The organism is Dactylosporangium sp. NPDC051484 (assembly GCF_040689395.1).
Lineage (GTDB): Bacteria > Actinomycetota > Actinomycetes > Mycobacteriales > Micromonosporaceae > Dactylosporangium.
Map to the genome: position 1 here is coordinate 168,254 of NZ_JBFAZX010000005.1, position 25,825 is coordinate 194,078.

Annotated in this window: 24 protein-coding genes and 1 pseudogene; 4 read left to right on the top strand and 21 right to left on the bottom strand. The window is 71.7% G+C overall.

The annotated features are described in order from the left end of the window. Positions 1-209 precede the first annotated feature (209 nt). Positions 210-545 carry a nuclear transport factor 2 family protein gene (locus tag AB0367_RS11700; protein WP_366226425.1) on the bottom strand — a complete coding sequence of 112 codons (336 nt, stop codon included), beginning with the start codon at positions 543-545 and terminating at the stop codon, positions 210-212. Between the two features lie 85 nt (positions 546-630). On the opposite strand from AB0367_RS11700, the gene AB0367_RS11705 reads away from it, so the two are divergent. Continuing rightward, the gene (locus AB0367_RS11705; RefSeq protein ID WP_366226193.1) at positions 631-1,500 is read left to right on the top strand and encodes a LysR substrate-binding domain-containing protein; all 870 of its coding nucleotides are present in this window, start codon (positions 631-633) and stop codon (positions 1,498-1,500) included. Positions 1,501-1,786: 286 nt separating this feature from the next. On the opposite strand, the gene AB0367_RS11710 is transcribed toward AB0367_RS11705, so the two are convergent. Next, positions 1,787-2,485: an SDR family oxidoreductase gene (locus tag AB0367_RS11710; protein WP_366226194.1), complete on the bottom strand. Its 699-nt coding sequence runs from the start codon at positions 2,483-2,485 to the stop codon at positions 1,787-1,789. 103 nt (positions 2,486-2,588) lie between these two features. Here AB0367_RS11710 and AB0367_RS11715 point away from each other — a divergent pair, with 103 nt between their 5' ends. Next, positions 2,589-3,407 (top strand): helix-turn-helix transcriptional regulator, encoded by an 819-nt coding sequence (locus tag AB0367_RS11715; protein WP_366226195.1) that lies wholly within the window; start codon positions 2,589-2,591, stop codon positions 3,405-3,407. A gap of 2 nt (positions 3,408-3,409) precedes the next feature. On the opposite strand, the gene AB0367_RS11720 is transcribed toward AB0367_RS11715, so the two are convergent. The 8 genes from AB0367_RS11720 to AB0367_RS11755 all read right to left on the bottom strand — a co-directional run bounded on the left by AB0367_RS11720 (position 3,410) and on the right by AB0367_RS11755 (position 12,142). Continuing rightward, complete coding sequence (locus AB0367_RS11720) at positions 3,410-3,979, bottom strand: hypothetical protein (RefSeq protein WP_366226196.1); 570 nt, start codon at positions 3,977-3,979, stop codon at positions 3,410-3,412. A 90-nt stretch (positions 3,980-4,069) separates the two neighbouring features. Next, positions 4,070-4,909, bottom strand: a complete 840-nt coding sequence (locus AB0367_RS11725) for a GNAT family N-acetyltransferase (RefSeq protein ID WP_366226197.1) — start codon at positions 4,907-4,909, stop codon at positions 4,070-4,072. Between the two features lie 114 nt (positions 4,910-5,023). After that, positions 5,024-6,190 (bottom strand): flavodoxin-dependent (E)-4-hydroxy-3-methylbut-2-enyl-diphosphate synthase, encoded by a 1,167-nt coding sequence (ispG, locus tag AB0367_RS11730; RefSeq protein ID WP_366226198.1) that lies wholly within the window; start codon positions 6,188-6,190, stop codon positions 5,024-5,026. Positions 6,191-6,219: 29 nt separating this feature from the next. After that, positions 6,220-7,521, bottom strand: coding sequence for a M50 family metallopeptidase (locus tag AB0367_RS11735; protein ID WP_366226199.1), 1,302 nt, complete (start codon positions 7,519-7,521; stop codon positions 6,220-6,222). Next, entirely contained in the window at positions 7,521-8,714 is a 1,194-nt protein-coding gene (gene dxr / locus AB0367_RS11740) for a 1-deoxy-D-xylulose-5-phosphate reductoisomerase (protein ID WP_366226426.1), read from the bottom strand. The genes AB0367_RS11735 and dxr overlap by 1 nt, the downstream gene beginning before the upstream one ends. Positions 8,715-9,051: 337 nt before the next feature. Further along, complete coding sequence (locus AB0367_RS11745) at positions 9,052-9,549, bottom strand: amino acid--tRNA ligase-related protein (RefSeq protein WP_366226200.1); 498 nt, start codon at positions 9,547-9,549, stop codon at positions 9,052-9,054. Between the two features lie 274 nt (positions 9,550-9,823). After that, a complete protein-coding gene (locus tag AB0367_RS11750) occupies positions 9,824-10,522 on the bottom strand; it encodes a DUF2786 domain-containing protein (protein ID WP_366226201.1) in 699 nt (232 codons plus the stop codon). Positions 10,523-10,531: 9 nt separating this feature from the next. Next, positions 10,532-12,142 (bottom strand): Rieske 2Fe-2S domain-containing protein, encoded by a 1,611-nt coding sequence (locus AB0367_RS11755; RefSeq protein WP_366226202.1) that lies wholly within the window; start codon positions 12,140-12,142, stop codon positions 10,532-10,534. Between the two features lie 172 nt (positions 12,143-12,314). On the opposite strand from AB0367_RS11755, the gene AB0367_RS11760 reads away from it, so the two are divergent. Continuing rightward, positions 12,315-12,536, top strand: a complete 222-nt coding sequence (locus AB0367_RS11760) for a DUF2631 domain-containing protein (RefSeq protein WP_350553864.1) — start codon at positions 12,315-12,317, stop codon at positions 12,534-12,536. 130 nt (positions 12,537-12,666) lie between these two features. On the opposite strand, the gene AB0367_RS11765 is transcribed toward AB0367_RS11760, so the two are convergent. From AB0367_RS11765 to AB0367_RS11800, 8 genes and pseudogenes are all read right to left on the bottom strand, one after another. Next, entirely contained in the window at positions 12,667-13,851 is a 1,185-nt protein-coding gene (locus AB0367_RS11765; protein ID WP_366226203.1) for a DivIVA domain-containing protein, read from the bottom strand. Further along, a complete protein-coding gene (rlmN, locus tag AB0367_RS11770; protein WP_366226204.1) occupies positions 13,848-15,032 on the bottom strand; it encodes a 23S rRNA (adenine(2503)-C(2))-methyltransferase RlmN in 1,185 nt (394 codons plus the stop codon). Before rlmN ends, AB0367_RS11765 begins: the two co-directional genes overlap by 4 nt. A 72-nt stretch (positions 15,033-15,104) precedes the next feature. Beyond that, a pseudogene (locus tag AB0367_RS11775) lies at positions 15,105-15,917 on the bottom strand (phosphatidate cytidylyltransferase); the annotation flags it as partial. 152 nt (positions 15,918-16,069) lie between these two features. Beyond that, positions 16,070-16,627: a ribosome recycling factor gene (gene frr, locus AB0367_RS11780; protein WP_366226205.1), complete on the bottom strand. Its 558-nt coding sequence runs from the start codon at positions 16,625-16,627 to the stop codon at positions 16,070-16,072. After that, entirely contained in the window at positions 16,624-17,415 is a 792-nt protein-coding gene (gene pyrH, locus AB0367_RS11785) for a UMP kinase (RefSeq protein WP_366226206.1), read from the bottom strand. Before pyrH ends, frr begins: the two co-directional genes overlap by 4 nt. A 92-nt stretch (positions 17,416-17,507) precedes the next feature. Beyond that, a complete protein-coding gene (gene tsf, locus AB0367_RS11790; protein ID WP_366226207.1) occupies positions 17,508-18,335 on the bottom strand; it encodes a translation elongation factor Ts in 828 nt (275 codons plus the stop codon). A gap of 36 nt (positions 18,336-18,371) precedes the next feature. Then, positions 18,372-19,262: a 30S ribosomal protein S2 gene (rpsB, locus tag AB0367_RS11795; protein ID WP_366226208.1), complete on the bottom strand. Its 891-nt coding sequence runs from the start codon at positions 19,260-19,262 to the stop codon at positions 18,372-18,374. Between the two features lie 646 nt (positions 19,263-19,908). Continuing rightward, entirely contained in the window at positions 19,909-21,030 is a 1,122-nt protein-coding gene (locus AB0367_RS11800; RefSeq protein WP_366226209.1) for a hypothetical protein, read from the bottom strand. Positions 21,031-21,471: 441 nt separating this feature from the next. On the opposite strand from AB0367_RS11800, the gene AB0367_RS11805 reads away from it, so the two are divergent. Then, entirely contained in the window at positions 21,472-22,650 is a 1,179-nt protein-coding gene (locus tag AB0367_RS11805) for a pyridoxal phosphate-dependent aminotransferase (protein ID WP_366226210.1), read from the top strand. Between the two features lie 5 nt (positions 22,651-22,655). Here AB0367_RS11805 and dprA read toward each other — a convergent pair whose 3' ends face one another. Genes dprA through AB0367_RS11820 form a run of 3 tightly spaced genes read right to left on the bottom strand, consistent with a single transcriptional unit; the run spans position 22,656 to position 25,740 of the window. After that, positions 22,656-23,876 (bottom strand): DNA-processing protein DprA, encoded by a 1,221-nt coding sequence (gene dprA, locus AB0367_RS11810; protein WP_366226211.1) that lies wholly within the window; start codon positions 23,874-23,876, stop codon positions 22,656-22,658. Beyond that, on the bottom strand, positions 23,873-25,387 hold the full coding sequence (locus AB0367_RS11815; protein WP_366226212.1) for a YifB family Mg chelatase-like AAA ATPase: 1,515 nt from the start codon (positions 25,385-25,387) through the stop codon (positions 23,873-23,875). The genes dprA and AB0367_RS11815 overlap by 4 nt, the downstream gene beginning before the upstream one ends. Further along, positions 25,387-25,740 (bottom strand): YraN family protein, encoded by a 354-nt coding sequence (locus tag AB0367_RS11820; RefSeq protein ID WP_366226213.1) that lies wholly within the window; start codon positions 25,738-25,740, stop codon positions 25,387-25,389. The genes AB0367_RS11815 and AB0367_RS11820 overlap by 1 nt, the downstream gene beginning before the upstream one ends. Between the last annotated feature and the right edge of the window lie 85 nt (positions 25,741-25,825).

The following is a 25,825-nucleotide window of genomic DNA, read 5'->3' on the forward strand; positions in this document are numbered from 1 at the left end:
CGCGAAGGCGCGACGCAACCCAGAGGCCTGGCCCGGAGACACCTGCCGCGCGTCCGAGCCCGGCCCGCGGCCCGACCCGCGCCGGGAGCGCGGAGGCGGGGCCGCCGAGCACGGACGCGGGGCCCGCCGAGTGCAGACGCGGGGCCGCAAGCGCGAACGCCGAGCCCCGAGCGCGGAGGCGGGTCGCCGCGCACGGCCCGCCCGGTGGGTCAGGAGCGCTGCTCGGGGCGGTCGATCACACGCAGCCAGCTGCCGTCGGGCTGACGGCGCACCACCTGCACACGGCCGCCGGTGCCGTCCTTCGCCTTGGTCGAGGTGAGCGCGAGGTCGCCGTGATGGATCGTCGGCAACGCCTCCTCCACCTCGAAGCGCGGTAGGCGCCTGAGCATCTCCTCGCAGACGGCACGGATCGCGTCCCGGCCGACCGTGGTGCTGCCCGGCGGGTAGGCGAGCACGGCGTCTGGCTCGTACAGCTCGGCCAGGCCCGCGGCGTCGCCGGCGTTGACGCGCTCTACAAACAGGCGGGAGATGTCTTCCGGTGTCATCGCCTTCGTGGTCATGCCTCAACGCTCCCTTGGCGTAGTCCATAAGTCCAAGAGTTGTTCATGCTCGTATCTAGAATCAATCGTTATGGAGCTGCACCAGCTGGAGTACTTCGTCGCGGTCGCCGAGGAGGGTGGCTTCACCCGCGCGGCCGCGCGGTTGCGGATCGCCCAGCCGGGGGTCAGCGCCCAGGTGCGCAAGCTGGAGCGGGAGCTTGGTCAGCCGCTGCTGGACCGCTCCGGCCGCACGGTTCGGCTCACCGCGGCCGGGCGCGCGGTCCTGCCGTTCGCCCGCGCGGCCCTCGGCGCCGTGGACGGGGCGCGGCAGGCGGTGGACGAGCTGACCGGCCTGACGCGCGGGCGCGTGGCGATCGGCAGCGTCACCTCGCACACCGTCGACCTGGCGGCCGTACTCGCCGATTTCAACGCCGCGCACCCCGCCGTCGAGGTCACGCTCGTCGAGGACGCGTCCGAGCGCCTCGCCGACGCTGTGCGCGAGGGGCGCCTGGACGCGGCGATCGTCGCGTTCGCAGAGACGCCCGAGGGGCTCGGCGTGGACCTGATCAGCGACGAGGAGATCGACGCCGCCGTGTGGCCCGGCCACGAGCTCGCGACCCGCGACACGATCCCGCTGTCCGCCCTGCGCGACCGCGCGCTGATCTGCCTGCCACGCGGGGGCGGCATCCGGGCCGTCCTCGACGCCGCGTGCGCGGCAGCGGGCTTCGCGCCGCGGGTGGCGTTCGAGGCCGGCTCCCCCGCGGTCCTGGAGCAGCTCGCCGCCCGCCGCCTGGGCGTGGCGATCCTGCCGGCCTCGATCGCGCGCAACCGCGAGCACCTGCACCCGCTGCGTATCGTCCGGCCAACGCTGCGCGGCCGTCTGGGGCTGGCCTGGCGCCTGGCCGGCCCGACCAGCCCCGCCGCGTCCGCGTGGCTCACCCACGCCCGCCGCTACCTCTGACGCCCATCTCGCACCGAAATCTTCGGGCCCGCGCGACGTCCGCCACAGTCACCACCACGCCCGGGCCAGCGCGACGCCCGCGCCCCGCGATCGCCTCGCGCCGCGTCCCCGCGCCGTTCGCCGCCAACCGCGACACCGCGCCCATCCCCGACGCCGCTGCCCGCGCACGCACGACGCTCACCGAGCACCACGACGCCCAGGCCCGCGCGACACCTGCCCGCCGAGCCGCGCCCGCGCGACGCTGGCCGCCCACTGCGGCGCTCGGGCGGTCAATAACGGCCGTGGCTCACCAGGGCACCGGGCCCTCGTCGTCGAAGGCGCCGCCCGTCGGGCCGTCCCCCGGCAGCGTGGCCAGGCGGATCGCCGCCACCGCGCCCTGGGCCGGGGTTCGGGGGCCGGCGTGGCCGTTGAGGTCGGTCGCGCAGTAGCCCGGGTCGGCGACGTTCACCTTGATCGGGGTGTCGCGCAGCTCGTTCGCGTACGAAAGGGTCACCGCGCTGAGGGCCGACTTCGAGGAGTTGTACGACAGCAGCGTGTTGCGGGCGTAGATGTGCGACGGGTCGGCGGCGTAGGTGAGGGAGCCCAGGCCGCTGCCCAGGTTCACGATCCGGGCGGCCGGCGCGCGGCGCAGGGCCGGAAGGAGTGCGTTGGTGACCGCCACCACGCCGAAGACGTTGACGGCGAACGTGTCGCGCAGCAGTTGCACAGGGGTCGCGCTCGGCGGGGCGCCGCGGTCGAGCAGAATGCCGGCGTTGTTGACGAGCACGTCGAGGACCTCGACGCGCTCGGCCACGCGGGCGATGGACTCCTCGTCGGTCACGTCGAGCCGCACGGCCGTCGCGCCGATCGCCTCTGCCGCCTCCTTGCCACGGATCGGGTCGCGCGCGCCGAGCAGCACGGTCATGCCCAGCGCCCGCAGTCCGCGCGCGATCTCCAGGCCGATGCCCTTGTTGGCCCCCGTGACGAGGGCGGTCTTGGTCGTCATGCCCAATACCGTCGGGCCGGCGGCGCCCGGGCGGGAGAGACGCGTGGAACATCGGATCGCCGGTCCCTGGTTACGGCGCGGCGCCATCCAGCAGCATGTGGGCATGAACCGGGTACAGCTGGCCGAGTTCCTCAAGGACCGCCGGGCGCGCGTGAGCCCATCCGCCGCGGGGTTGCCCGCGGGGGTGCGACGGCGCACGCCGGGGCTGCGGCGCGAGGAGGTCGCCCGGCTCGCCGGGATCTCGGTGGACTACTACGCCCGGCTGGAGCAGGGGCGCGGGCCGCACCCGTCACGGCAGGTACTGGCCGCGCTGGGCCGGGCGCTGCGGCTGTTCGAGGACGAGCGCGCATACCTGTTCCGGCTGGCCGGCGAGCAGCCGGGCCCGCGCGCGGGGCCGAGCCGGGTCGTGTCGACCGGCATCCGGCACCTCCTGGAGCGCCTGGACGACACGCCGGCCTTCGTCATCGACGCGAAGTACGACCTGCTGGCCTGGAACCGCATGGCGGTGAAGCTGATGGGGCCGCCGCCGCCGGAGCGGAACATGATCTGGAACGCGTTCTGCGGGCCGTCGCCGATCACGCCCGACTCACCGGCGGACGTCCACGCGTTCGCCGAGGAGTCGGTGGCCGACCTGCGCGCCGCCTCCGTGCGCTACTCGGACGACGAGGGCATCCGCGCGCTGATCGCCCGGCTGCACGCGGCCAGCCCCGAGTTCACGCGCCGGTGGAACGAGCACCACGTGTGCGTGCGGCGGACCACGACGAAGACACTGCCCCATCCCGAGTACGGCGAGCTGGTCCTGGAGTGCCAGCTGCTCCACGCCGACGAGCAGGGTCAGCGCGTCGTCTTCTACACCGCCGCGCCGGGCTCCCGCACCGCGCGGATCCTCTGCGACCTGCGCGAGCCCGCCCGCGCCCGCTGATCCTAGGACGCCACCCGCGTGGCGTCGGGATCGGCGGGGACGACGCGGGTCTGGTCGGGGTCGGCGTCGGGCATGCGGCGGGTGGCGCCCGGCCCGGCGAACTGCGAGGCGCGCTCGGACGCGTGGCTCAGCCGGACCGTCAGCAGCGCGGCCTGCCGCGACAGGCCGCCGACGACCGCTGGCACCAGGGGCAGCAGCCAGTCCGCGACCAAGCCGGTGGCGGGCAGCTGGACGATGATCAGGGCGGCGAAGGCGGCGGCGGACCCCTCGACGATGCCGCGCCACGCGGCCCGGCCCGCGGCGGAGGCGGCCTCGCGGCGTGGCGTGCGGGCGTTGAGCGCATCGGCGGCGTTGAGGTCGCGGCGGCCCAGGTTGAACCCGGCGATGCCGCAGGCGGTCGACAGGCCCAAGACGGTCGCGGTGAGCCAGCTGCGGGTGATCCAGTAGGCGAGCCCGAGCACGGCACCGCCGGCGACGAGCGCGACGAGGGCGCGCAGCCACTCCTTCTTGTCGCCTGGGTACCAGTAGTGGCGGGTGATGTTCGGCCCGATCTGCCGGATCATCTGCCCCATGCGGAACATCCCCTCGTTCGGCCGCTGCGGGGTCCCTCGTGACCATCCGCCCGCCAGGGCGATTTGTCCGAAGTTAGCACGAATTCGAAGTTAGAACAGAACCGTCGCGAACGTGCCGACCTGTTGGAATCCACAGCGCTCGTACACACGGCGGGCTGGCGTGTTGTAGTCGTTGACATACAGGCTGACCGATGGCGCGACGCGGCGCAACGCATCTCGGACGATCGCGGCGATGCCCGCCGTGGCCAGGCCGCACCCGCGCAGCTCGGGGTCGGTCCAGACGCCCTGGATCTGGGCGGTGTGGCGGGTGACGACGGCCAGCTCAGCCTTGAACACGACCCGGCCGTTGTGGAATCGGGCATACGCCCGGCGCGCCCGGACCAGCTCGCCGATGCGCTCACGGTAGGAGCGCTCGCCGCCGTCGGCGGTCGGCGAGACTCCGACCTCCTCCGTGTACATGGCGACGGCGGCGGGGAAGAGCAGGTCGATCTCGTCAGGGCGCACCAGCCTGACGTTCGGGTCGGGAGCGACCGGCGACGGTGCGCTGAGGGCCATGAGCGGCTGGTTGGGGCGCACGTCGCGGGACGGGCCCCAGGTCGGCGCGAGGTGCGACCACAGGCCGAGGACGGCGTCGGCAGAGCCGACGATCGAGGAGCATCCGCGCGGCTCATTGGCGACCATCTCGGCGAACGCGGCGACGGCGGCGGTCGAGGCATGCACGGGGATGAGGTTGGCGCCGATCCAGCACAGCGACTCGAGGTTACGGCGCGAGCCGTAACCGAAGATCCGCGCGTCCTGCCGCCACCAGGCAAGCCCGGCCATCGAGACGCGCTCGGCGACCTGGGCGCCGCCGAACGGGTCGCGGTCGAGCAGCCGCTCGACCGAACCGCGCTCGGCGTCACCGAGGAGGCGCGCTGCCAACGTCAGCATGCGTACCAGCCTGCCAGATTCGCCGGGGTATGGCTGCACATACCCTCGGGCCAGTGAACAGTGAAGGCGATCCCCGCCGGGGATCGGCGGGGAATCACCCGGAAGACAACCCGCTCAGTGCACGGTCACCGATGGGCCGAGGCCACGCAGCTCCTCCGGGAGGTCCACGCCCTGCTCCTCGGCCAGCCGCAGGGCCTCCTCGACCAGGGTCTCGACGATCTGCGACTCGGGCACGGTCTTGATGACCTGGCCCTTGACGAAGATCTGGCCCTTGCCGTTGCCGGAGGCGACGCCGAGGTCGGCCTCGCGGGCCTCGCCGGGGCCGTTGACGACGCAGCCCATGACCGCCACCCGCAGCGGCGCCGGGAACCCGTCGAGGGCCGCGGTGACCTGCTCGGCGAGCGAGTAGACGTCGACCTGGGCGCGGCCGCACGACGGGCACGAGACGATCTCCAAGCCGCGCTCGCGCAGACCGAGGGACTCGAGGATCGCGATGCCGACCTTGACCTCCTCGACCGGCGGCGCGGACAGCGAGACCCGGATGGTGTCGCCGATGCCCTCGGCGAGCAGGGCACCGAACGCGACCGACGACTTGATCGTGCCCTGGAAGGTGGGGCCGGCCTCGGTGACGCCGAGGTGCAGCGCGTAGTCGCACCGCTCGGCGAGTTGCCGGTACGCGCGGATCATGACGACCGGGTCGTTGTGCTTGACCGAGATCTTGATGTCGCGGAAGCCGTGCTCCTCGAACAGGGAACACTCCCACAGCGCCGACTCGACCAGCGCCTCGGCGGTGGCCTTGCCGTACTTCTCCAGCAGCCGCTTGTCGAGGGAGCCGGCGTTGACCCCGATGCGGATCGGCACACCGGCGGCGGAGGCCGCCTTCGCGATCTCCTTGACCTTGTCGTCGAACTGCCGGATGTTGCCGGGGTTGACGCGCACCGCGGCGCAGCCGGCGTCGATCGCGGCGAAGACGTACTTCGGCTGGAAGTGGATGTCGGCGATCACCGGGATCTGCGACTTCTTCGCGATCGCCGGCAGCGCCTCGACGTCGTCCTGGCTCGGCACCGCGACCCGCACGATCTGGCACCCCGAGGCGGTGAGCTCGGCGATCTGCTGCAGGGTGGCGTTGACGTCCGCGGTGAGCGTCGTGGTCATCGACTGTACCGAGACCGGCGCGCCGCCGCCGACGGGCACCGGGCCGACCATGATCTGACGGGACTCGCGCCGGGGCGCCAGCGGTGGCGGCGGCGCGGTGGGCAGGCCAAGGCTGACTGCGGTCATGAATGCGCCCTTACCTTCACAGAGAGGTGTTATTTCAACGTGATCGGGTTGACGAAGTCGGCCGTCACCGTCAGCAGGACGAAGACGCCGAGGACACCTATCACAGCCAGCGTGATCGGCGCCAGCTTGTAGTAGTCGACGCGACCCGGGTCGGGCCGGCCCAGCCGGGCCGCGATGAACGACCGGACCCGCTCGAACCAGGCGATGGCGATGTGCCCGCCGTCCATGGGCAGCAGCGGGAACAGGTTGAAGATGCCGAAGAACAGGTTGAGGGTCGCGAACAGCGACAGCAGCGACGCCCAGTCGCCGAGCTCGAACAGCTCGCCGCCGATGCGGCTGGCGCCCACGACGCTGACCGGCGTGTTCGGGTCGCGCGGCTCGCCGAGGATCGCCTTGAACAGGTTCGGGATGCGGCCGGGGATGGCCTTGAACGACTCGAACGTGCGCTCGACGAGGGTGGCGGTGAACGAGGTGGTCTGGCCGGCGCCGTCGAGAGGGCCGTAGCGCAGGAGTGGCAGGTCGCTGTAGCGGATGTCGACGTTGATGCCCAGCATCCCGCCGCGCTCCAGGTCGTCGGGGGTGATCTGCTCGGCGGTCTTGCTCGGGTCGATGCCGGTCTTGAGCCGCTGCGCCTCCGGGATGAACGCGTCGCCCGACAGCGTCTGTTCGCCGCGCTTGTACTCGACCTTCACGGTCTTGCCGACGTCGTTCTTGAGCTCGTCGCGCAACGCCTGGTTACCGCCGATCGCGTGCCCGTCGATGCTGAGGATGATGTCCCCGGGCTGCAGAGCGAGCTGGGCGGCCGGGCTCTTCGGATCCGTCGCCGGGTCGCACGCCTTCTGAGTCTTCGCCTGCTGGTCGACCTGGAACGTCGGGCTCACGCACTGCGAGATCCAGCCCACGCGGACCGGCACCTGGTTGGCCTTGCTCGTGTCGGGGACTCCGACGAACGAGAAGAGCACCCACAGCGTCGCCAGGGCCAGCGCGAAGTGGGTGATGGAGCCCGCGGCCATGACGATGGTGCGCTTCCACACCGGGTATCGCCACATGGCCTTCGGGTCCTCGGAGCCCGGCCTGCCGGTCTCGGGGTCGATGTCCTCCTCGTTCGGGGTCATCCCGACGATCTTGACGAACGCACCGAACGGCAGGGCCTTCAGCCCGTATTCGACGCCTTTGCGCTTGAACGCGAAGATCGTCGGACCGAACCCGATGAAGTAGCGGGTCGCCTTCATCCCGAACCAGCGGGCCGACCAGAAGTGCCCGGCCTCGTGCAGGGCGACGGCGATCAGGATGCCCAGGGCGAACACAACGATGCCCAGCGCGAAGGTCATCAGACCCCTCTCCGGTCGGCGCCCGCGGCGATGAGCGCACGGGCGTGGGCCCGCGCCCAGGACTCGGCGGCGAGCACGTCATCGACGGTACCTGGTTCGGCGAAATCCGGGGCCTCGGCGAGGGTTCGCTCCAGCGTCTCGACGATGCCCAGGAACGGCAGATCACCCGCCGTGAACGCGGCCACACACTCCTCGTTGGCGGCGTTGTAGATCGCCGGGCGGCAGCGACCGGCCTCCCCCGCGGCCTTGGCCAGCGCCACGGCGGGGAACGCCTCCTCGTCCAGGGGCCGCAGCTCCCAGGTGTGCGCCTGGGTCCAGTCGACAGCGGGGGCGGCGTCGGGGACCCGGTCGGGCCAGCCCAGGGCGAGGGCGATCGGCAAGCGCATGTCGGGCGGGCTGCACTGGGCGAGGGCGGAGCCGTCGGTGAACTCGACCAGCGAGTGGATCACGGACTGCGGGTGGACCATGACCTGGATGGCGGAGTACTCCACGCCGAACAACTCATGCGTCTCGATCACCTCCAGCCCCTTGTTCACCAGGGTGGCGCTGTTGATCGTGACGACGGGCCCCATGTCCCACGTCGGGTGGGCGAGGGCCTCCTGCGGGGTGACGCCTACGAGCTGGTCGCGGGTGCGGCCGCGAAACGCGCCGCCGGAGGCGGTCAGCACGAGCCGGCGCACCTCACCGCGGCTCCCGCCGCGCAGCCCCTGGGCCAGCGCGGAGTGCTCGGAGTCGACGGGGACGATCTGGCCCGGCCGCGCCGCGGCGCGCACCAGCGGGCCACCGGCGACCAGGGACTCCTTGTTGGCCAGGGCGAGGGTGCGCCCGGCACCCAGGGCGGCCAGCGTCGGTGCCAGACCGAGCGAGCCGACGACGCCGTTGAGGACCGTGTCACAGGGCCAGTGCGCGAGCTCGGTCATCGCGTCGGGACCGGCGAGGATCTTCGGCAGCCGGAAGTCGCCGGTGGCCCAGCCGCGACGCTGCGCCTCGACATAGAAGGCGAGCTGCAGGTCCTGGGCGACGCTGGCCCGGGCCACCCCGACGGCCTCGACGCCGAGCTCGAGCGCCTGCCGGGCGAGGAGGCCGACGTTGCCGCCGCCGGCGCCGATCGCCACGACTCGGAACCGGTCCGGGTTGCGTCGCACGATGTCGATCGCCTGAGTGCCGATCGACCCGGTGGAGCCGAGGAGCACGATCTCTCGGGGTGTCACACCCTCATTGTGTCAGGCGCCGGCCCGGGCAACCCCGGCCATGTGCCCGGCCCGCCGCAAACCTTCACAAACCCTTCACCGAGCCAGGTGTCCTATGTGGAATTAATCCTGGGCACGACCGGCGAAATCCCCCGCCGGCCATGCCCAGGCATGGCTCCGCCCGCTACCGCCAGATGCACTCAACAGTGGCATGAACTGGGCCGATGCGATGCGCGCAGCGCGCGCACCCATCCATCAGCGCGGTGAATCCCAAATACCGTCCCCGTTAGTACACATGTATTAATTATAGATCATCACTTACCGGACGGCAATCGAATTACTACGGCGTCAGGCGGTGCAGGCCCCGCGGGAACAGCGTCGTCTCGCGCACGTTCGCCGCCCCCGTGAGCCGGGCCAGGAACCGCTCCAGGCCGATCGCGAAGCCGCCGTGCGGCGGCATCCCGTGGCGGAACGCGGCCAGGTACCCCTCAAGGCGTTCCGCCTGCGGGCCCAGCGCGGCGAGGTAGTCGGCGAGGCGATGCAGCCGCTCCACCGGCGGCGGCTCGGCCTCCGAGCGCACCTCGATCGACTCGTACACCACCTCGAACCCGCCCGGCGCGACGTCGTTGGCCACCACCCGGCCGGTGACCTCGACCACGGACTCCTCCCCCGGCACCGGCACGCCCGGCGGCACCACCACCTGGGCCAGCCCGGCGCGGTCGCGCACGATCAGGAACGTGACCTTCGCCAGCACCCGGCGGCGATGGACCCAGCCACACAGCCGGATCGTGGCTCCCGTGTGCCGGGCGAGCTCGCCGGACAACACGCGGTACGACATGAAACACCTCCTCGGAAGGGACGCTCCCCGGAGGTGTGGGCGATGGGGCCGGTCGCGGTGCCACCACACCTTCGCCGCGGCGGACCGCCGCGGCCTCTCGGCCGCGTGACGGTGGCCAGGCCGGCGGGGCGTCCACGGCGGTCGTCACCCGCTGCCCCGCACCATCGATGATGCCGGATTCACCGATCTGGCGCGACGGAATTCCCGCTCGGGCGAGCGGTCCGGTGGTGCCGGGGCCGGTGGGTGCCCTCCCGGCCGGCCACCGACGAGATCCTCAGCGCGCGGTGACCTCGGCCCGGCCGGTCGCGTCCACCCGTACCCCGCCGAGGTCGGCCCGCTGCCCGGCCACGCTGCCGGCCTCGAAGCCGCCGCCGCTGAGCCGCCGCCGGCGCCCCGTGCGCACGTTCGGGTAGGCCGTGGCCACCGCGACGTCGACCGCGCGCTCCCGGTCGGCGAGCACCAGCGCGGTACCCGGCTCGGCCGGCTCGGCCGCGCTTGAGGCGGCGGCGAAGCGCCGCGCGACCGCCGAGCCGAACCCGACCAGCCAGGAGCGCCGCCAAGCCGCGGCCTGCTGGCCCGGCGGCACCGGCTCGCGCAGCATCCCGCGCGCCGCCTGGACCAGCAACGAGGCGTAGAGCAGCTCGACGCCGGCGACGTCGGACTCGAAGCCGAACAGGTGCACCGACACCCGCAGCCCCTCGGCGCTGCGCCGCTCCAGGCGGATCGAGCGGCAGCGCAGCGCCGCCGCCACGACGTGCAGCAGATACGCCTTCTCCCGCAGGTACGGCGCGGCCAGCTCGACGAGCCGGTTGCCGACCGCCTGCGGCCGCTCCTCGCGGGCGTCCAGCAGCGCCTGGTCGATGCCGTACTTGGCAATGAGCGCGGCTGCCTTCGCCGTCAGCGCCTCCGCCTCCTGCGGCGTGCACGCCGGGTCCTCGGCCTTGGCCAGCAGCTTGCGGACCTTGTCGAGCACCGGCCGTGCCTAGTCGCCGTCCGCCGCAGCCCCGGCGGGAGCCGCGATCGAGGCCTCGACCGGGGCCTCGTCCAGCGCCGGGGTGCCGGCCGGGCGGGAGCGCAGTTCGTGCCCGACGCTGGTCAGGCAGCGCCCGCTGGGCAGGTCGAACTTCCAGCCGTGCAGCTGGCAGGTCAGGGTGTTGCCGTCCACGATGCCGAACCGGGTCAGGTCCGCCTTCAGGTGCGGGCAGCGCCGCTGTACGACCCAGTCACCGAGCTTGATGTCCTCGGCGTCGGGCTTCTGCTCGGCGAACCAGCCCTCGGCGTACTGCAGGCGCTCCTCGGAGAGGCACTTGAAGAACGAGTAGACGAACTCGTTGTACTGCCCGATGCGCGCGGCGGAGAACCGGCAGGACAGGAACAGCGAGTTGACCCAGTCGACCTCCTCGACGAACAGGAGATGCTCGATCAGGGCCCGCTCGGTGCGGAAGCGGTAGCGGACCTTCTCGTCGGCGTAGGCGCGCACCTGCTTGCCGGGGAAGTCCACCACGATCGACTCGACGGACTCGCCGTCGTAGCCGACCAGGTCGAAGCGGACCGGGCCGCCGACGCCCTTGGCCAGGTACACGGACTCGTCCAGCAGCGGCTCGATGCGCCGCTGCATCTCCTTGAGCACGTCGACCTCGGGGTGCCGCCAGCTCGCCTTCGCCGCCTCGATGACGGGCCGCTTGCGCTGCCGCATCTCCTCCAGGTGCTCGCGCTTGTGCGCGAAGAACTCCGCGACGTCGGTCGGGTGCGTCGTCTCGGCCGAGTCGGCGGTGAGCGTCATCACCGAGCCCGGCAGCAGGACCGTCGAGTTCGTGCCGCCGACCTTGGCGTACTCCTGCTGGAAAACCCACTGGTCGGGGAAGATGTTGCCCTCGTCACCGAAGATGTCGTTGAACTGCCACAGCTCGTCGTCGAGGAAGCACGGCGGCCCGGCGATCGGCACCACGTGCGAGGCCTTCAGGTCGGCGATGTAGCGGAAGGTGCGGTCGAACTGGCGGTCCCGCTTCTGCTTGCCGAACGCGCGCTTGGCGGCCTCGGGCAGCTCGTAGACCATCGGATACCAGATCGCGCCGGAGAACTGCAGCAGGTGCGCGTGCACATGGCCCAGCGCGTGGAACGTGGTCAGGTCGGTCGGGCGGGCGTCGTTCTGGTTGAGCAGCCGGACCCCGTCGTGCTCGACCCACAGCGACGAGTCGCCGATCGGGCCGTCCGTCGGCGACGTCAGCGCCTGAATCATGATCTTCAGACCGCCGTCGAGCTCGTGAACCTCGTTCGACTTCGTCTCCAGGAACCGGGTGAAGCCCAGCGCCTCCAGCTCGTCGCGCATCTCGCTGGTCGGGAACTCGGGCAGCAGAACGGTCGCCTTCTTCGACACGAACCGCTTCAGGTGCTCGGCGTCGAAGTGGTCACGGTGCAGGTGCGACACGTACAGGTAGTCGCAGTCGCCGAGCGTCTCCCAGTCCAGCAGCGAGTTGTCCGGGAACGGGAACCACGAGGCGAAGTAGGCGGGGTTGACCCACGGATCGCACAGGATGCTCCCGGCCGGCGTGTCGATGCGCAGGCTGGCATGGCCGGTCCCGGTGATACGCACCGTGCCTCCTCCTTCTGTTGGTACCGCCCGAATTGGTACCGCGTAATGCCCGCACCGACGCTACCCGACCGACCCGCAACCGTCCCTGCCGGTGCCGCATGCCAGACTTTGTGCAGAACCACCCAGGCCGCCTGAACCTCCGCGGCCCCGTCGAGCGCCGAAAGGACGAGCCGTGTCCGAGCAGCACGAGCCTGTGACCTCCCCCGACCAGCTCAAGCCAGGTCACCCGCGCGCGGCCCGCATCGGTGCCGTCGTCTCGGCGCTGATCCTGCTGAGCATGCTCATCGGCAACCACCACGGTCGCGTCGAGGACATCTTCCTGATCGTGTGCGCCGGGCTGCTCGTGCTCGCCCTGGTCGGCGACTGGGTGCTGCGCCGCAACGGCCTGCGCTGAGGCGGCTTTCGCCGCGTCACCCACTGTGACGCTGGGTGATGACGAGCAACTGTCGTGTTTCGAACTGTGCACGCGAAGAGGGCGCGTCCGACATCCGCCGGGCGCGCCCTCTTCGACGTTGCGTTCTCGGTCAGCGACGCCGCGTGACGATGTCGCGAACCTCCTTCAGCGCCGCGTCGACCTCGGCCTCGAAGTAGCCGCCCGGCACCAGGTTGAAGTGCGTCGGGTCGAGGTCGCCGTCGGTCAGCGGGCCGCCACGACCGGTCAGCGACGCCATGACGCCCTCGAAGAGCCGGTCGACCTGCGCCCGGTCGTAGCCGCTGCCGAAGCGGCGCAGCTGGAACGTGCGTCGCAGCTGGTCGATGCGCGCCACCTCGGTCGACTGATGCTGGACCGGCGGGCCGGCCGGAGGGCCGCCGTACGGGTCGGCGGGGGCGCCACCATACGGGTCGCGGTCGACCGTCGGGCCACCCGGAGGGCCGCCATACGGATCGGCGTGAGCACCGCCGTACGGGTCGCGGTCGGTCGGCGGGCTACCCGGAGGGCCGCCATACGGATCGGCGTGAGCACCGCCGTACGGATCGCGGTCGGTCGGCGGGCCGTAGGGGTCGCGGTCGGGCGGGCCGCCATACGGATCGCGGTCGGGGCCGCCGGCATACGTCGCCGGATCGGGCCGCTCCATGCGGATCTCGGCGGTCATGTCCGGCCGCGGCACGCGGGGGCCCTGCTCATACGGGCCGCGGTCCTCGTCGAAGGCGCCGCCGTAGGTGGGCTCGTCGTAGCGGCCGTAGCTCGGGTCGCGCGGCGGCGGGCCGGCCGGCGGCTGGGCGGGCCGGGTCGGCAGGGGCGCGCCGGGCGGCGGAGGTGCCATGCGGTCCATGGGCGGCGGGCCCATGCGGTCCGCCGCAGGAGGGCCCATCCGATCCATCGGGGGCGGGCCCATGCGGTCGGGCGGCGGGGGCGCCATGCCGACGCGGTCGGGCATCCGCGGCGGCTCCATGCGCTCCGGCATCCGCGGCGGCTCCGTGCGCAGCTCGCCGCCGCGCGGCTCCGGGGACCGGCCGAACCCGCCGCCGCGCTCCTCCAGCTCGGCCAGCTGGCGCTCGACGCGGTCCAGGTGCAGGTCGACCTGCCACTCGTCATATCCGCCGAAGCGGACCCGGAAGACCACGTCGTGGACCTCCTGCGCGCTCATCGGCGCACCCATCGGGTCTCCGGAGAGGGTGGCCTCCACCCGGTCGAGGAACGAGTCGACCTCGTCGACCTTGTATCCCCGACGCATCGCACGGCGCCGGAACCGCTGACCCTGACTCACTGTGTCTCCTTGTTCGCTCGCCGTGCTAGCAAGCCGTCTTCTCCCACCTTGCCATCTCCAGAGGCCGCGAGCTGCCCGCAGGCTCCGTCAATCTCCCGACCCCGGGTGTCACGCACTGTAGTGGGAACACCGGCGGCGCGGAGCCGCCGGACGAACTCTCGCTCAACCGGCTTAGGGCTAGCGTCCCACTTGCTGCCCGGGGTCGGATTGAGCGGGATGAGATTGACATGCGCGAGACGGCCGGACAAGAGCCGACCGAGCAAATCCGCCCGCCACGGATGGTCGTTCACATCCCGGATCATTGCGTATTCAATGGACACGCGACGCCCCGTGCGAGCCGCATATTCGAACGCGGCATCAAGCACTTCGGCGACCTTCCAGCGTTGGTTGACCGGTACAAGCGTGTCGCGCAGATCATCATCAGGCGCGTGCAGCGACAGCGCAAGCGTCACCGACAGCCCCTCCTGCGTCAACCGCCGCATGGCGGGAACCAGCCCGACGGTCGACACCGTGATGTGCCGCTGCGACAGGCCGAGGCCCTCCGGCGCCGGATCGGTGAGCCGCCGCACGGCCGCGACGACCCGGTTGTAGTTCGCCAGCGGCTCGCCCATGCCCATGAACACCACGCGGGAGAGCCGGTCGGGGCAGCCGGGCAGCGCACCGCGGGCGGCGAGGCCGGCGAACCACACGACCTGGTCGACGATCTCCGCGGTGGACAGGTTGCGGGTCAGCCCGGCCTGCCCGGTCGCGCAGAACGGGCAGGCCATGCCGCAGCCGGCCTGGCTGGACACGCAGACGGTGACCCGGTCCGGGTATCCCATGAGCACGCTCTCCACCAGCGAGCCGTCGTGCAGGCGCCACAGCGTCTTGCGGGTGGCGCCGTTGTCCGTGGCGAGCTCCCGCACGGGCTCCAGCAGCCGCGGCATGAGCGCCTCGGTGATCGCGGCGCGGGCGCGGGCCGGCAGGTCGGTCATCGCCTCGGGGTCACGCACGAGGCGGCCGAAGTAGTGGGCGGAGACCTGCCCGGCGCGGAAGGCCGGCTCGCCCAGCTCGGCGACGGCGGCACGCCGTGCGGCAAGGTCGAGGTCGGCGAGGTGGCGCGGGGGCAGGGCGGCCCGGCGGCCGTCGCTCGTGGTGCCGGTCGCGCTGGAGGAAAAGTTCAGTACGGGAAGCTGCGTCATGAGGGTTCCAGTGTCCCATGCCGCGCCGCATGGTCTCCAAGACCGCCGAACAGCCCGGCGGGGCGACGAAGCCTACCCGAGCGGCACCAGAAACGCGAGGACCGCATAGGCCGTGGGCAGGGCCAGCAGTATCGAGTCCAGGCGGTCCATGAGGCCGCCATGCCCGGGCAGCAGGTTGCTCATGTCCTTGACGCCGAGGTCCCGCTTGATCAGTGACTCGCCGAGATCGCCGAGGACGGAGGCGATCGACACCGCCACGCCGAAGATCGCGCCGTGCCACCAGAGCGCGTCGTCGAGTAGCAGCGGCAGGGCGATCGCGCTGCCGGCACCGGTCCACACGATCGAACCGGCGAAGCCCTCCCAGGACTTGGCCGGGCTGACCGACGGGGCCATGGAGTGCTGGCCGAAGAAGACGCCGGTCACGTAGCCGCCGGTGTCGGAGAGCACGACGGCGAGGATGGTCACGAGGACCCGGACGCTGCCGTCGGGCGTGTTGGCCAGCAGCGCCGCGAAGGAGCCGAGGAACGGCACGTAAACGGCGATGAGCGCGCCGGCGGTGACGTCGCGCTGGTAATGCGCGACGCCGTCGGCGAAGCGCCACACCAAAACCAGCAGCAGGGTGGCGAGCAGGCCCAGCGGGAGCCGCTCCGCGCCGCCGAACCAGGCCAGGCAGACCATGAGCGGGGCGCCGAGCAGCAGCGGCACCAGCGGCGGATGCGCCTTGCGGACGCCGACGGCGCGGACCATCTCCCAGACGCCGACCATCACCGCGACGATGACCAGGCCGAGGAAGAGCCACTTGTCCCAGACGAACAGGGAGACCACGACCAGCCCGCCCAGCCCGACGCCCACCCCGATCGCCGCCGGTAGGTTGCGCCCGGCCCGGCTCTTGCGCGGCGGCGGCGCGGAGGTGTCGTCCACGGACAGCGTCTTTCCCACCGACGGCGCCTTTCCAACAGACGGCGCGGGCGCGGCATCGTCCTGCCGCGCCCGCGTCGGTGACGGGTCTGGGGCCTGAGCCCGATCGAGATCGGCCATCAGACCTCGAGTAGCTCGGCTTCCTTGTGCTTGAGCAGCTCGTCGACGTGCGCCACGTACTTGTGCGTCAGGTCTTCGAGCTCCTTCTCGGCGCGCCGGACCTCGTCCTCGCCGGCCTCGCCATCCTTGACGATGCGGTCGAGCTCCTCCTTGGCCTTGCGGCGCACGTTGCGGATCGCGACGCGGGAGTCCTCCGCCTTGTTCCTGGCCACCTTGATCATGTCGCGGCGCCGCTCCTCGGTCATCTGGGGCAGCAGGATGCGGATCTGGGTGCCCTCGTTGTTCGGGTTCACACCGAGGTCGGAGTCGCGGATGGCTTTTTCCATCGCGCCGATCTGCGACGCGTCGTAGGGCTTGATGAGCGCCATGCGCGGCTCGGGGATCGCGATCGAGGACATCTGCGGCAGCGGGGTCGGGGTGCCGTAGTAGTCGACCATCACCTTGCCGAACATCGCCGGGGTGGCGCGGCCGGTACGAATGACCGCGAACTCCTCCTTGGCGTGCTCGATCGCGCGCTCCATCTTCTCTTCGGCCTCGAAGAGCGTCTCTTCGATCACGTGGTCTGTCCTCCTCGATCCGGAACGGGCTCGGCGGTGATGAGCGTGCCGATCCTCTCACCACTCAACGCGCGAGCGACGTTGTCCTCCCCCTCCGCGCCGAAGACCAGCATCGGCAGCGCATTCTCCTGGCAGAGGCTGAACGCCGTCTGGTCGACCACCCGCAGGCCCTGCACCAACGCCTCGGCGAACGTGATGTGGTCGATCTTGCGGGCGGTCGGATCGGTGCGCGGGTCGGCGGTGTATACGCCGTCTACCCCGTTCTTACTCATGAGCACGGTGTGTGCGTGGATCTCCAGGGCGCGCTGGACGGCGACCGTGTCGGTGGAGAAGTACGGCATGCCGGCGCCGGCGCCGAAGATGACCACACGGCCCTTCTCCAGGTGACGGATCGCCCGGCGGGGGATATAGGGCTCGGCGACCTGCGCCATGCTGATCGCGCTCTGCACGCGCGTGTCGATGCCGTCCTTCTCCAGGAAGTCCTGCAGCGCCAGGCAGTTCATCACCGTGCCGAGCATGCCCATGTAGTCGGCGCGGGAGCGGTCCATGCCGGCCCGGGAGAGCTCGGCGCCGCGGAAGAAGTTGCCGCCGCCGACCACGACCGCGACCTGCACGCCGCGCCGCACGACCGCGGCGATCTGGCGGGCCATGGCGCGCACGACGGTGGGGTCGACGCCGACGGCGCCGCCTCCGAACACCTCACCGGAGAGCTTCAGCACGACGCGCCGCGCCCCGATCGGGGGCGGGGTCAGGGATTGCCTTGCCGCTTCGACGGCGGTGTTCGTCATGTGGGCACCCTTCTGTCTGTCCGGTTCTGTGGAAAGGGGGTCACGGTCTCCATCCGATGGACCGTGACCCCCTGACTTCCGTTGTACGGCGATCAGGCCTGGCCGACCTCGAAGCGCACGAACCGCGTCACTTCGATACCGGCCTCGGCCAGCACCTGCTTGACGGTCTTCTTGTTGTCGCCCACCGACGGCTGCTCGACGAGGACGAAGTCCTTGAAGAAGCCGTTGACCCGGCCCTCGACGATCTTCGGCAGAGCCGCTTCCGGCTTGCCCTCCTCGCGGGCGGTCTCTTCGGCGATGCGCCGCTCCGACTCGACGATGTCCGCGGGCACCTCCTCGCGGGTGAGGTACTTCGGCCGCATCGCGGCGATCTGCATCGCCACGCCGCGGGCGTCGGCGAGGGCCGCCTCGTCGGTCTTGCCGGTGAACTCGACCGCGACGCCGACCTGCGGCGGCAGGTCGGGGCTCTTGCGGTGCATGTAGATCGCGACCTGCTCGCCCAGCACCGCGATGCGGTTGATGACGAGCTTCTCGCCGATGCGCGCCGACTCGGCCTGCACCAGGTCGGCGACCGTGATGTCGCCGATCTTCGAGGCCAGCAGCGAGTCGACGTCGGCCGCCTTGGTCGCGTCCACCTGCTGCGCCAGCTTCTGGCCCAGCTCGACGAACGCCTCGTTCTTGGCCACGAAGTCGGTCTCGCAGTTGATCTCGACCAGGCCCGAGCCGTGGTGCGCGACGAGGCCGTTGGCCGTGGTGCGACCGGCGCGCTTGCCAACGTCCTTGGCGCCCTTGATACGCAGCAGCTCGACTGCCTTGTCGAAGTCGCCCTCGGCCTCCTCGAGCGCCTTCTTACAGTCCATCATGCCGGAGCCGGTCAGTTCGCGGAGCCGCTTGACGTCAGCGGCGGTGAAGTTGGACATGAGTCTCTCTCGCTCTGGTGGTGAACGCCTGGGCTGTTATGCCTGGGGGTTGTCTTCGGCGGCCGGAGCGGCATCGGCGGACGCGGGAGCGGCATCGGCGGACGCGGGAGCGGCATCGGCGGACGCGGGAGCGGCATCGGCGGACTTGACGCCCTCGAGCAGCTCGCGCTCCCACTCGGCGAGCGGCTCGCCACCGGCCACGACGCCCGGCTCGGGCTTCTGGTCCGCCCGGGTGGCGCGCCCGGACCGAGCGATCAGCCCGTCGGCGACGGCGTCGGCGACCACGCGGGTCAGCAGCGCCGCGGAGCGGATGGCGTCGTCGTTACCCGGGATCGGGAAGTCGACCTCGTCCGGGTCACAGTTCGTGTCGAGCACGGCGATGACCGGGATGCCCAGCTTCCGCGCCTCGTCGACCGCGATGTGCTCCTTCTTGGTGTCGATCACCCAGATCGCCGACGGCAGCTTCTGCATGTCCCGCAGACCACCCAGCGTGCGGCTCAGCTTGGTCTGCTCGCGCGACAGCTGCAGGGTCTCCTTCTTGGTGTACCCCTGCGCGGTGCCCGTCAGGTCGAGGCTCTCGAGCTCCTTCATCCGCTGCAGCCGCTTGTACACCGTCTGGAAGTTCGTCAGCATGCCGCCGAGCCAGCGGTGGTTCACATACGGCTGGCCCACGCGCGTCGCCTGCTCTGCGATCGCCTCCTGGGCCTGCTTCTTCGTGCCGACGAACAGCACGGAGCCGCCCTCGGCCACGGTGTTGCGGATGTAGTCGTACGCCTTCTCGATGTAGTCGAGCGTCTGGCGCAGGTCGATGATGTAGATACCGTTGCGCTCGGTGAAGATGAAGCGCTTCATCTTCGGGTTCCACCGGCGGGTCTGGTGCCCGAAGTGCACGCCGCTCTCGAGCAGCTGACGCATGGTCACGGTCATGTGCGGGATCCTCTCGATCCTGGTTGTCACGGCGGGCCGGTCGGACCGCCGTCCTGGCGCCCTGTCGTCGGCCGTCTCACCCTTCGCACACGCCGCCGTTACCAGCCGGCGTGTCTGATCGGGACCAGGGCGGCCGCCGCCCTTGAACGCTCACCCGGCGCGGGAAGAAATGCGGCGGGCTAAGGGAGGGCGCGCGAGGTCGACCGCACGCTGTGCGGTCGCCGGGGGAAAGTGTACGCGCCGGGCGCGGGCGACATCGAATGCCCCCGGCGGCGCGCTGTTTGGGCCATTCTGTCCGAACTTTCCCGTTGCTCCATGTCGGGATGTGTTCGGCTTTGTCCAGCTTCTCAGAGTTTGTTCCAACCCTTGCGATCTCGTCACGCAACCCGGGTGATTCGGTGACGCACCCGGCACCCGGTTCGTTTTCGGCTGCTCGTCAGCTCCGGGCTTTCGGCGGCCCGGCGGCTCGACAACCCCGGTCCCCGCCCGGCCCGGGCTGGGGCGGCGACCCAGCCCGGCGTCCGTCTTCGGCGTTCTCGGCGGTTCGGTCTCGCTTTTCGGCAGGTTGGATTTCGTCTTTCCGGCGGCTCGGATCTCAGCGGCCCGGTTTGCCGCGGACTCCGTCCGGCTGGAGGACGGCCCTGGGCTAGGAGGCGGCCAGGCCGGCGGCGACGAACAGCAGGAGCGCGACCGGCAGATACACCAGCGGCGTCCGTAGCCACGCCCGCGCTCCAGGCGCCGCCGCGGCCTCCCCGCCGATCAGCCCGTACAACCCGAGCGCGAACATCGGCAGCGCGGGAAGCATGAAGATGCCGGCAAGGGTCGCCCCCGCCTGGACCTCCTTGGCCGTCATCGCGGTGAGGAACAGCCGCAGGATCGGCACCTCGAACAGGATCGTGAACACGACCAGCACAATGGCCAGCCCCGGCCGCTTGCTCCGGTACACCGCACCACCCGGCTCCGCCGCCTGCCCGTACTGCTGCGGCGCCGGAACGGCGGTGGTCAGCGTCGTGGGCGCGACGAACGCGCTCGGTGGAGCCCCGGTCGGTCCGCTGGAGACGGGTGCGCCCGAGACCGGCCCGCCCGAGACCGGCCCGGTCGTGCCTTGGCCCAGCGCCTCCGGCTCCCCGGCCTGTTGCGTCGTCATCCCCTGACCCGGGATTCCCTGACCCGGGATTCCCTGCGACGACAGGCCCGGGATGGGCGCGCCGGAGCTCGACAGGCCGGACGATCCTGCGCCCGACGATCCCAGGCTGGACGATGCCAAGCCCGACGATCCCAGGCCGGACGTTCCGAGCGACGATCCCGCGCCGGACGGACTGCCGCCGGACACCGGCCGCTGCAGCGCGCTGCGGTTGATCGCCTCCGACCGCCGCGAGCGACCGCCGAACTCACCGGACAGGTCACCCGTGTCGCCGGACCTACCGGCGGACGCCGGGGCGCTGAACTGCCCGCTCGGGCTGTCGCCGTAGCTCAGCGGGTCGGCGCCGTAGCCGCGGCCGCCGCCCCGGGGCTCGGAAACCCGGTACCTGTCGTCGTAGTCCCGCTCGTCCGCATACCGCGTCGGCGTGTACCCGCTGTCCTCACGCTCGTCGCCGTACCCACGATCCGCGTCGTCACGGCCGCGAGGGCGCTCGTCCCAGTCCCTGTCGTCGCGGCCCCGGTCGTCACGCATCCGGTCGTCACGGCGGTCGTCATATCCACGGTCGTCCGGGTACCAGCGCGAATCCGCATCCGGCTCCGGGGTGAAGTTCCGGCGTCCATCCACGGTCCGTCACCGTAAGCCCTCAGATTGATCCTCGCCACCCGGCGGAGGTGCCTGTAATCCGCGTCGCTGCCGGCAACACTCCCCATGCCCTGTGCCACCGGCCGGTCCGCCTCGGACTGTCCCCGCGTGGCGGCCGACCTCGACCTGCGCCGTGTGCGGCCGATACGTCCCGGCGATCAAGCCGCGGGAAAGGTCCACCGCCCGTCCGTACCAGGGCTCGGCGACCGCTCGATGCAGCGCCCGCCACAGGTGACGCGGCACACGCGGTCGGCGGCGGCTCCCGTCCGCCCAGTTCGCGCGGGCGGGCGGCGCGTCGCGATCTCCGGCCGGGCGGTGACCGGCGGCCCGGCGCACCGGCCGCCGTCCACCGGTGTGCCTCGCGCACGCGACCGGGCCGGTCTCCCGTCCCGCCCCGGCGCGAGCGGGCCGCATACTCAGGAGGTGACTGACGCCCCCCGTGATCCGCTCGTCGCCCACATGCGCCCGTTCGGCACCACCATCTTCGCGGAGATGTCGGCGTTGGCCGTCCGCACCGGCGCCGTCAACCTCGGGCAGGGCTTCCCCGACACCGACGGTCCCGCCGCCATGCTCGATGCGGCCGCCGCGGCGATCCACGGTGGGCGCAACCAGTATCCGCCGGGCCCTGGCATCCCCGAGCTGCGTGCCGCGATCTCCGCTCACCAGAAGGCGTTCTGGGGCCTGGACTACGACCCCGACGGCGAGATCCTGGTGACGGCCGGCGCGACCGAGGCGATCGCCGCGAGCATCCTCGCGCTGTGCGAGCCGGGCGACGAGGTGGTCTGCTTCGAGCCCTACTACGACTCCTACGCCGCCTCGATCGCGCTCGCCGGCGCCGTCCGCCGCCCGGTGACGCTGCGGGTCGACGACGGCCGGTATGCCTTCGACCCCGCCGAGCTGCGCGCCGCCTTCGGCCCGCGGACCAGGCTGGTGCTGCTCAACTCCCCGCACAACCCGACCGGCAAGGTCTTCACCGCCGCCGAGCTCGCCCAAATCGCCGCGCTGTGCGCGGAGTACGACGTGCTCGCCGTCACCGACGAGGTGTACGAGCACCTGGTGTTCAGCGACGCGGCCGCCCCGCACGTGCCACTCGCCGGGCTGCCGGGCATGCGGGAGCGCACACTGCAGATCTCGTCCGCCGGCAAGACGTTCTCGTGCACCGGCTGGAAGATCGGCTGGGCGTGCGGCCCCCGGCCGCTGGTGTCCGCTGTGACGCGGGTCAAGCAGTTCCTCACGTACGTCAACGCCGGGCCGCTGCAGCCAGCCGTCGCCGTGGCGCTGGACTCGCCGCCGTCGTACTACCAGGAGTTCCGCGACGATCTGCAGCGCAAGCGTGACCGCCTGTGCAAGGGCCTGGCGGAGGCCGGGTTCACGGTGCTGCAGCCGGAGGGCACGTACTTCGTGACCGCCGACATCACCCCGCTGGGCGGCACCGACGGCATCGAGTTCTGCCGGTCGCTGCCGGAACGCTGCGGTGTCGTCGCCGTGCCGACGCAGGTCTTCTACGACGACGCGGCGGCGGGCCGGCGGCTCGTGCGGTTCGCGTTCTGCAAGCGCGACGAGGTCCTCGACGAGGCGGTCGCCCGGCTGCTGCGGCTCTGACGGTTTCATCGGTCCTCTTCCTCCTCGCCGATCGCGGCCCGCGGCCGGCTGCTCAGCCGGTACCCCTCCGGGCTGGACACCACGAAGCCGAGCTCCTCCAGCAGTGGCAGGTTGCGCCGGGCGTCGCGCCCGCTGACCCCGGCCACGGCGGCGATCCGCTCTGCCGACGTGGCCCGTCGTGGCCGTACCGCGTCGAGGATGCGCGCCTGCAGCGGGTCCAGGACGTCCTCGGGGCGCCCCGCGCCCTGGATCGGCGCCGCGAGCTCACCGACGCTGCCGACCTCCTCGATGATCTCCTCGACCCGGGTGACCAGGACCGTGCCCGGCTGCCGCAGCTCGATGTGGCAACCGACCGACATCGCCGAGTTGATCGGCCCGGGCACCACCATCGCGGAGCGGTGCAGCAGCCGCGCGTATCCGAGCGTGTTCCGCGCCCCGCTGCGCGACCCCGCCTCGACCACCACGGTTCCCTTCGTCGCGGCCGCGATCACCCGGTTGCGGGTCAGGAACCGGGTCTTGTGCGGCTGAGTGCCGGGCGGCCACTCGGTGAGCAGCAGCCCCTGCGCGCCGATCTGTTCGAGCACCGCCGCATTGGCCGCCGGGTACGCACGGTCGATGCCACACGCGAGCACCGCCACCGTCTGCCCACCGGTGGCCAGCGCGCCGCGGTGCGCGGTCACGTCGACGCCGAGCGCCCCGCCGGACACCACCGTCCAGCCGCGCTCCGCGAGGCCGAAGCCGAACTCGGAGGCGACATATCCGCCGTACCCCGTGATCGCCCTCGCCCCGACCACCGCCACGGACCGTGCGAGCGAATCCGCCAGCCGCAGCGGCCCGCGCAGCCAGACGCACATCGGCGGGTCCGTGTCCCGCCGCAGCATGTTGCCCTCGCGGCTGGCCCGCACCAGCTCGTCGAGCGCGACCGGCCACTCCTCGTCGGCGGCGGTGACGATCCGCGCGCCGAGCCGCTCGGCCAGCTCGCCCATCTGCGCGGCGAGCCGCTCCCCCGGGTTCGCCGAGCCGTCGACGCCGGCCGAGCGCAACCGGGCCTGCACGGCCCCGGCGAGCCCGGCCGTGATGGTGTACCCACCGACCACTCTGGCCAGCGCCTCCTGCGCGCCGACGGCGCGGACCAGCATGCCGAGCTCGCGGCTGCCGGGCTCGACCAGCATGCCGAGCGCCATCCGCGCGGTCCGTTCGTCGCTCATCCACGGCTCGCGGCTCATCGGACGGTCCTCGATCGCAGCTCGAGGGCCTCGCGGACGTCGCCGGCCTCGGGCCGCTCCCGCCCGTCGAGATCCGCGAGCGTCCAGGCGACCCGTACAGCCCGGTCGAATCCACGAGCGGACAGTCGGCCACGATCCATGGCCTCCGTGAGCGGCCTCACCACGGGTTTCGGCAGGCGGAAGCGGTGATGCCGCAGCATCGAGCCGGGCACCTCGCCGTTGGAGCTGGCGTGCGGCGCCCAGCGCTCGATCGCCGCGTCGCGGGCCGCCCGCACCCGGCCGGCGACAACCGCCGTGGGCTCGACGGCCTCGGCGTTGATCAGGGCGGCCGACCGCACGGGGTCCAGATCCACTTGCAGGTCGACCCGATCCATCAGCGGGCCGGACAGCCGCGCCTGGTAGCGCCGGCGCACCATCGACGGGCATTCGCACATGTGCTGGCCTCCCGGCTTCGCGCACGGACACGGGTTGGCGGCGAGCACGAGCTGGACGCGGGCCGGATACACGGTCTCGCCATATGTGCGCCGGAGCCTCACCTCGCCCTCTTCGAGCGGCTGCCGTAGCGCCTCAAGCGCGCCATTGGCGAACTCGGCACATTCGTCCAAAAAGAGCACACCGTTGTGGGCCAGGCTGATCGCGCCGGGCTTGGCCAGCCCGCTGCCGCCGCCGACGAGGGCGGCGACCGAGGCCGTATGGTGCGGTGCCTGCAGCGGTGCCCGGCGGATGAGCGTGCTGCCGGGCGAGAGGGTGCCCGCGACCGAGTGCAGCGCCGTCGCCTCGATCGCCTCCTGGTCGTTCAGCGGCGGCAGCACGCCGGGCAGCCGCTCGGCGAGCATGGTTTTACCGGCGCCTGGGGGGCCGAACATCGCGACGTGGTGGCGGCCGGCGGCGGCGAGCTCGATGACGCGCCGGCCGCGCTCCTGGCCGAGAACGTCGGCGAGGTCCAGGGGCGCGGCCTCGGGCGGCTGGGGCTTGGCGGCCGGATCGAGCAGGTTCTCCGATCCGTACAGATACCCGATGATCCTGCCGAGGCAGTCGGCGGCGCGGACCTCGATGTCGGGCACCAGGCGCGCCTCGGTGACGTTCGCCAGCGGTACGACCGCGAAGCCGACACCTGCACGACTGGCGGCCAGGACCGCCGGGAGGATGCCGCGGACCGGGCGCACGGTGCCGTCCAGGCCGAGCTCGCCGAGGACGACCCCGTCGGCGAGGCGGCCGATCGGCAGGTCCGACCCGGCGGCAAGGACGGCGATGGCAACCGCGGCGTCGAAGCCGGAGCCGTGTTTGCGCACATGCGCGGGCAGGAGGTTGACGGTGATGCGCTGCTGCGGCCAGTAAGCGCCGGAGTTGTGCACGGCAGCCCGGACGCGGTCGCGGGCCTCGCTGAGCGCGGCGTCCGGCAGGCCGGACACGACGAGGCTCGGCAGGCCCGGTGCGACGTCGGCCTCGACGACGATCACCTCGCCGACGACGCCGTGCAGTGCGACGGAGCGGACCATGGCGTATCCCATCAGAACGCCCCGCGCAGGTGCTGGACCGCCACGGACCGGCCCACGAGCACGCTGACCACGTCGAAACGGAGCCGTTCGCCCCGCACGTGGTTGGCCGCCAGCCACATCAGGGCGAGTGTGCGCAGGCGGCGCACCTTGGCCGGCACGAGCGCCTCGACGGGCTGGCCGTAGCGTGTGCCGCGGCGGGTCTTGACCTCCACGAACACCAGGTCGGCACCATCCCGGGCGACCACGTCGAGCTCACCCGACCGGCTGCGCCAGTTGCGATCGAGCAGCACGAGCCCCTGTGACACGAGGTATCGGCAGGCGACGCGTTCGCCGAAGCCGCCAACGAGCTGGTTGTGGTTCGTCATGCGGGCGACTCTGGCGGATCGGGGCGATCAATGCGGTGCGTTGAAGATCAACATGTGGACAACGAGGTGCTTGTGGATAAATTCG

Bases quoted from the DNA above. Each gene is read 5' to 3' on its own strand.
- rlmN (WP_366226204.1), bottom strand. From the start codon at position 15,032: ATGACGCAGCTTCCCGTACTGAACTTTTCCTCCAGCGCGACCGGCACC.
- ispG (WP_366226198.1), bottom strand. From the start codon at position 6,190: ATGACCGCAGTCAGCCTTGGCCTGCCCACCGCGCCGCCGCCACCGCTG.
- dprA (WP_366226211.1), bottom strand. From the start codon at position 23,876: ATGAGCCGCGAGCCGTGGATGAGCGACGAACGGACCGCGCGGATGGCG.
- AB0367_RS11700 (WP_366226425.1), bottom strand. From the start codon at position 545: ATGACACCGGAAGACATCTCCCGCCTGTTTGTAGAGCGCGTCAACGCC.
- tsf (WP_366226207.1), bottom strand. From the start codon at position 18,335: ATGTCCAACTTCACCGCCGCTGACGTCAAGCGGCTCCGCGAACTGACC.
- AB0367_RS11720 (WP_366226196.1), bottom strand. From the start codon at position 3,979: ATGGGGCAGATGATCCGGCAGATCGGGCCGAACATCACCCGCCACTAC.
- pyrH (WP_366226206.1), bottom strand. From the start codon at position 17,415: ATGACGAACACCGCCGTCGAAGCGGCAAGGCAATCCCTGACCCCGCCC.
- rpsB (WP_366226208.1), bottom strand. From the start codon at position 19,262: ATGACCGTGACCATGCGTCAGCTGCTCGAGAGCGGCGTGCACTTCGGG.
- AB0367_RS11725 (WP_366226197.1), bottom strand. From the start codon at position 4,909: ATGCTGACGTTGGCAGCGCGCCTCCTCGGTGACGCCGAGCGCGGTTCG.
- AB0367_RS11705 (WP_366226193.1), top strand. From the start codon at position 631: ATGGAGCTGCACCAGCTGGAGTACTTCGTCGCGGTCGCCGAGGAGGGT.
- AB0367_RS11815 (WP_366226212.1), bottom strand. From the start codon at position 25,387: ATGGGATACGCCATGGTCCGCTCCGTCGCACTGCACGGCGTCGTCGGC.
- AB0367_RS11735 (WP_366226199.1), bottom strand. From the start codon at position 7,521: ATGACCTTCGCGCTGGGCATCGTTGTGTTCGCCCTGGGCATCCTGATC.
- AB0367_RS11710 (WP_366226194.1), bottom strand. From the start codon at position 2,485: ATGACGACCAAGACCGCCCTCGTCACGGGGGCCAACAAGGGCATCGGC.
- AB0367_RS11745 (WP_366226200.1), bottom strand. From the start codon at position 9,549: ATGTCGTACCGCGTGTTGTCCGGCGAGCTCGCCCGGCACACGGGAGCC.
- AB0367_RS11820 (WP_366226213.1), bottom strand. From the start codon at position 25,740: ATGACGAACCACAACCAGCTCGTTGGCGGCTTCGGCGAACGCGTCGCC.
- AB0367_RS11715 (WP_366226195.1), top strand. From the start codon at position 2,589: ATGAACCGGGTACAGCTGGCCGAGTTCCTCAAGGACCGCCGGGCGCGC.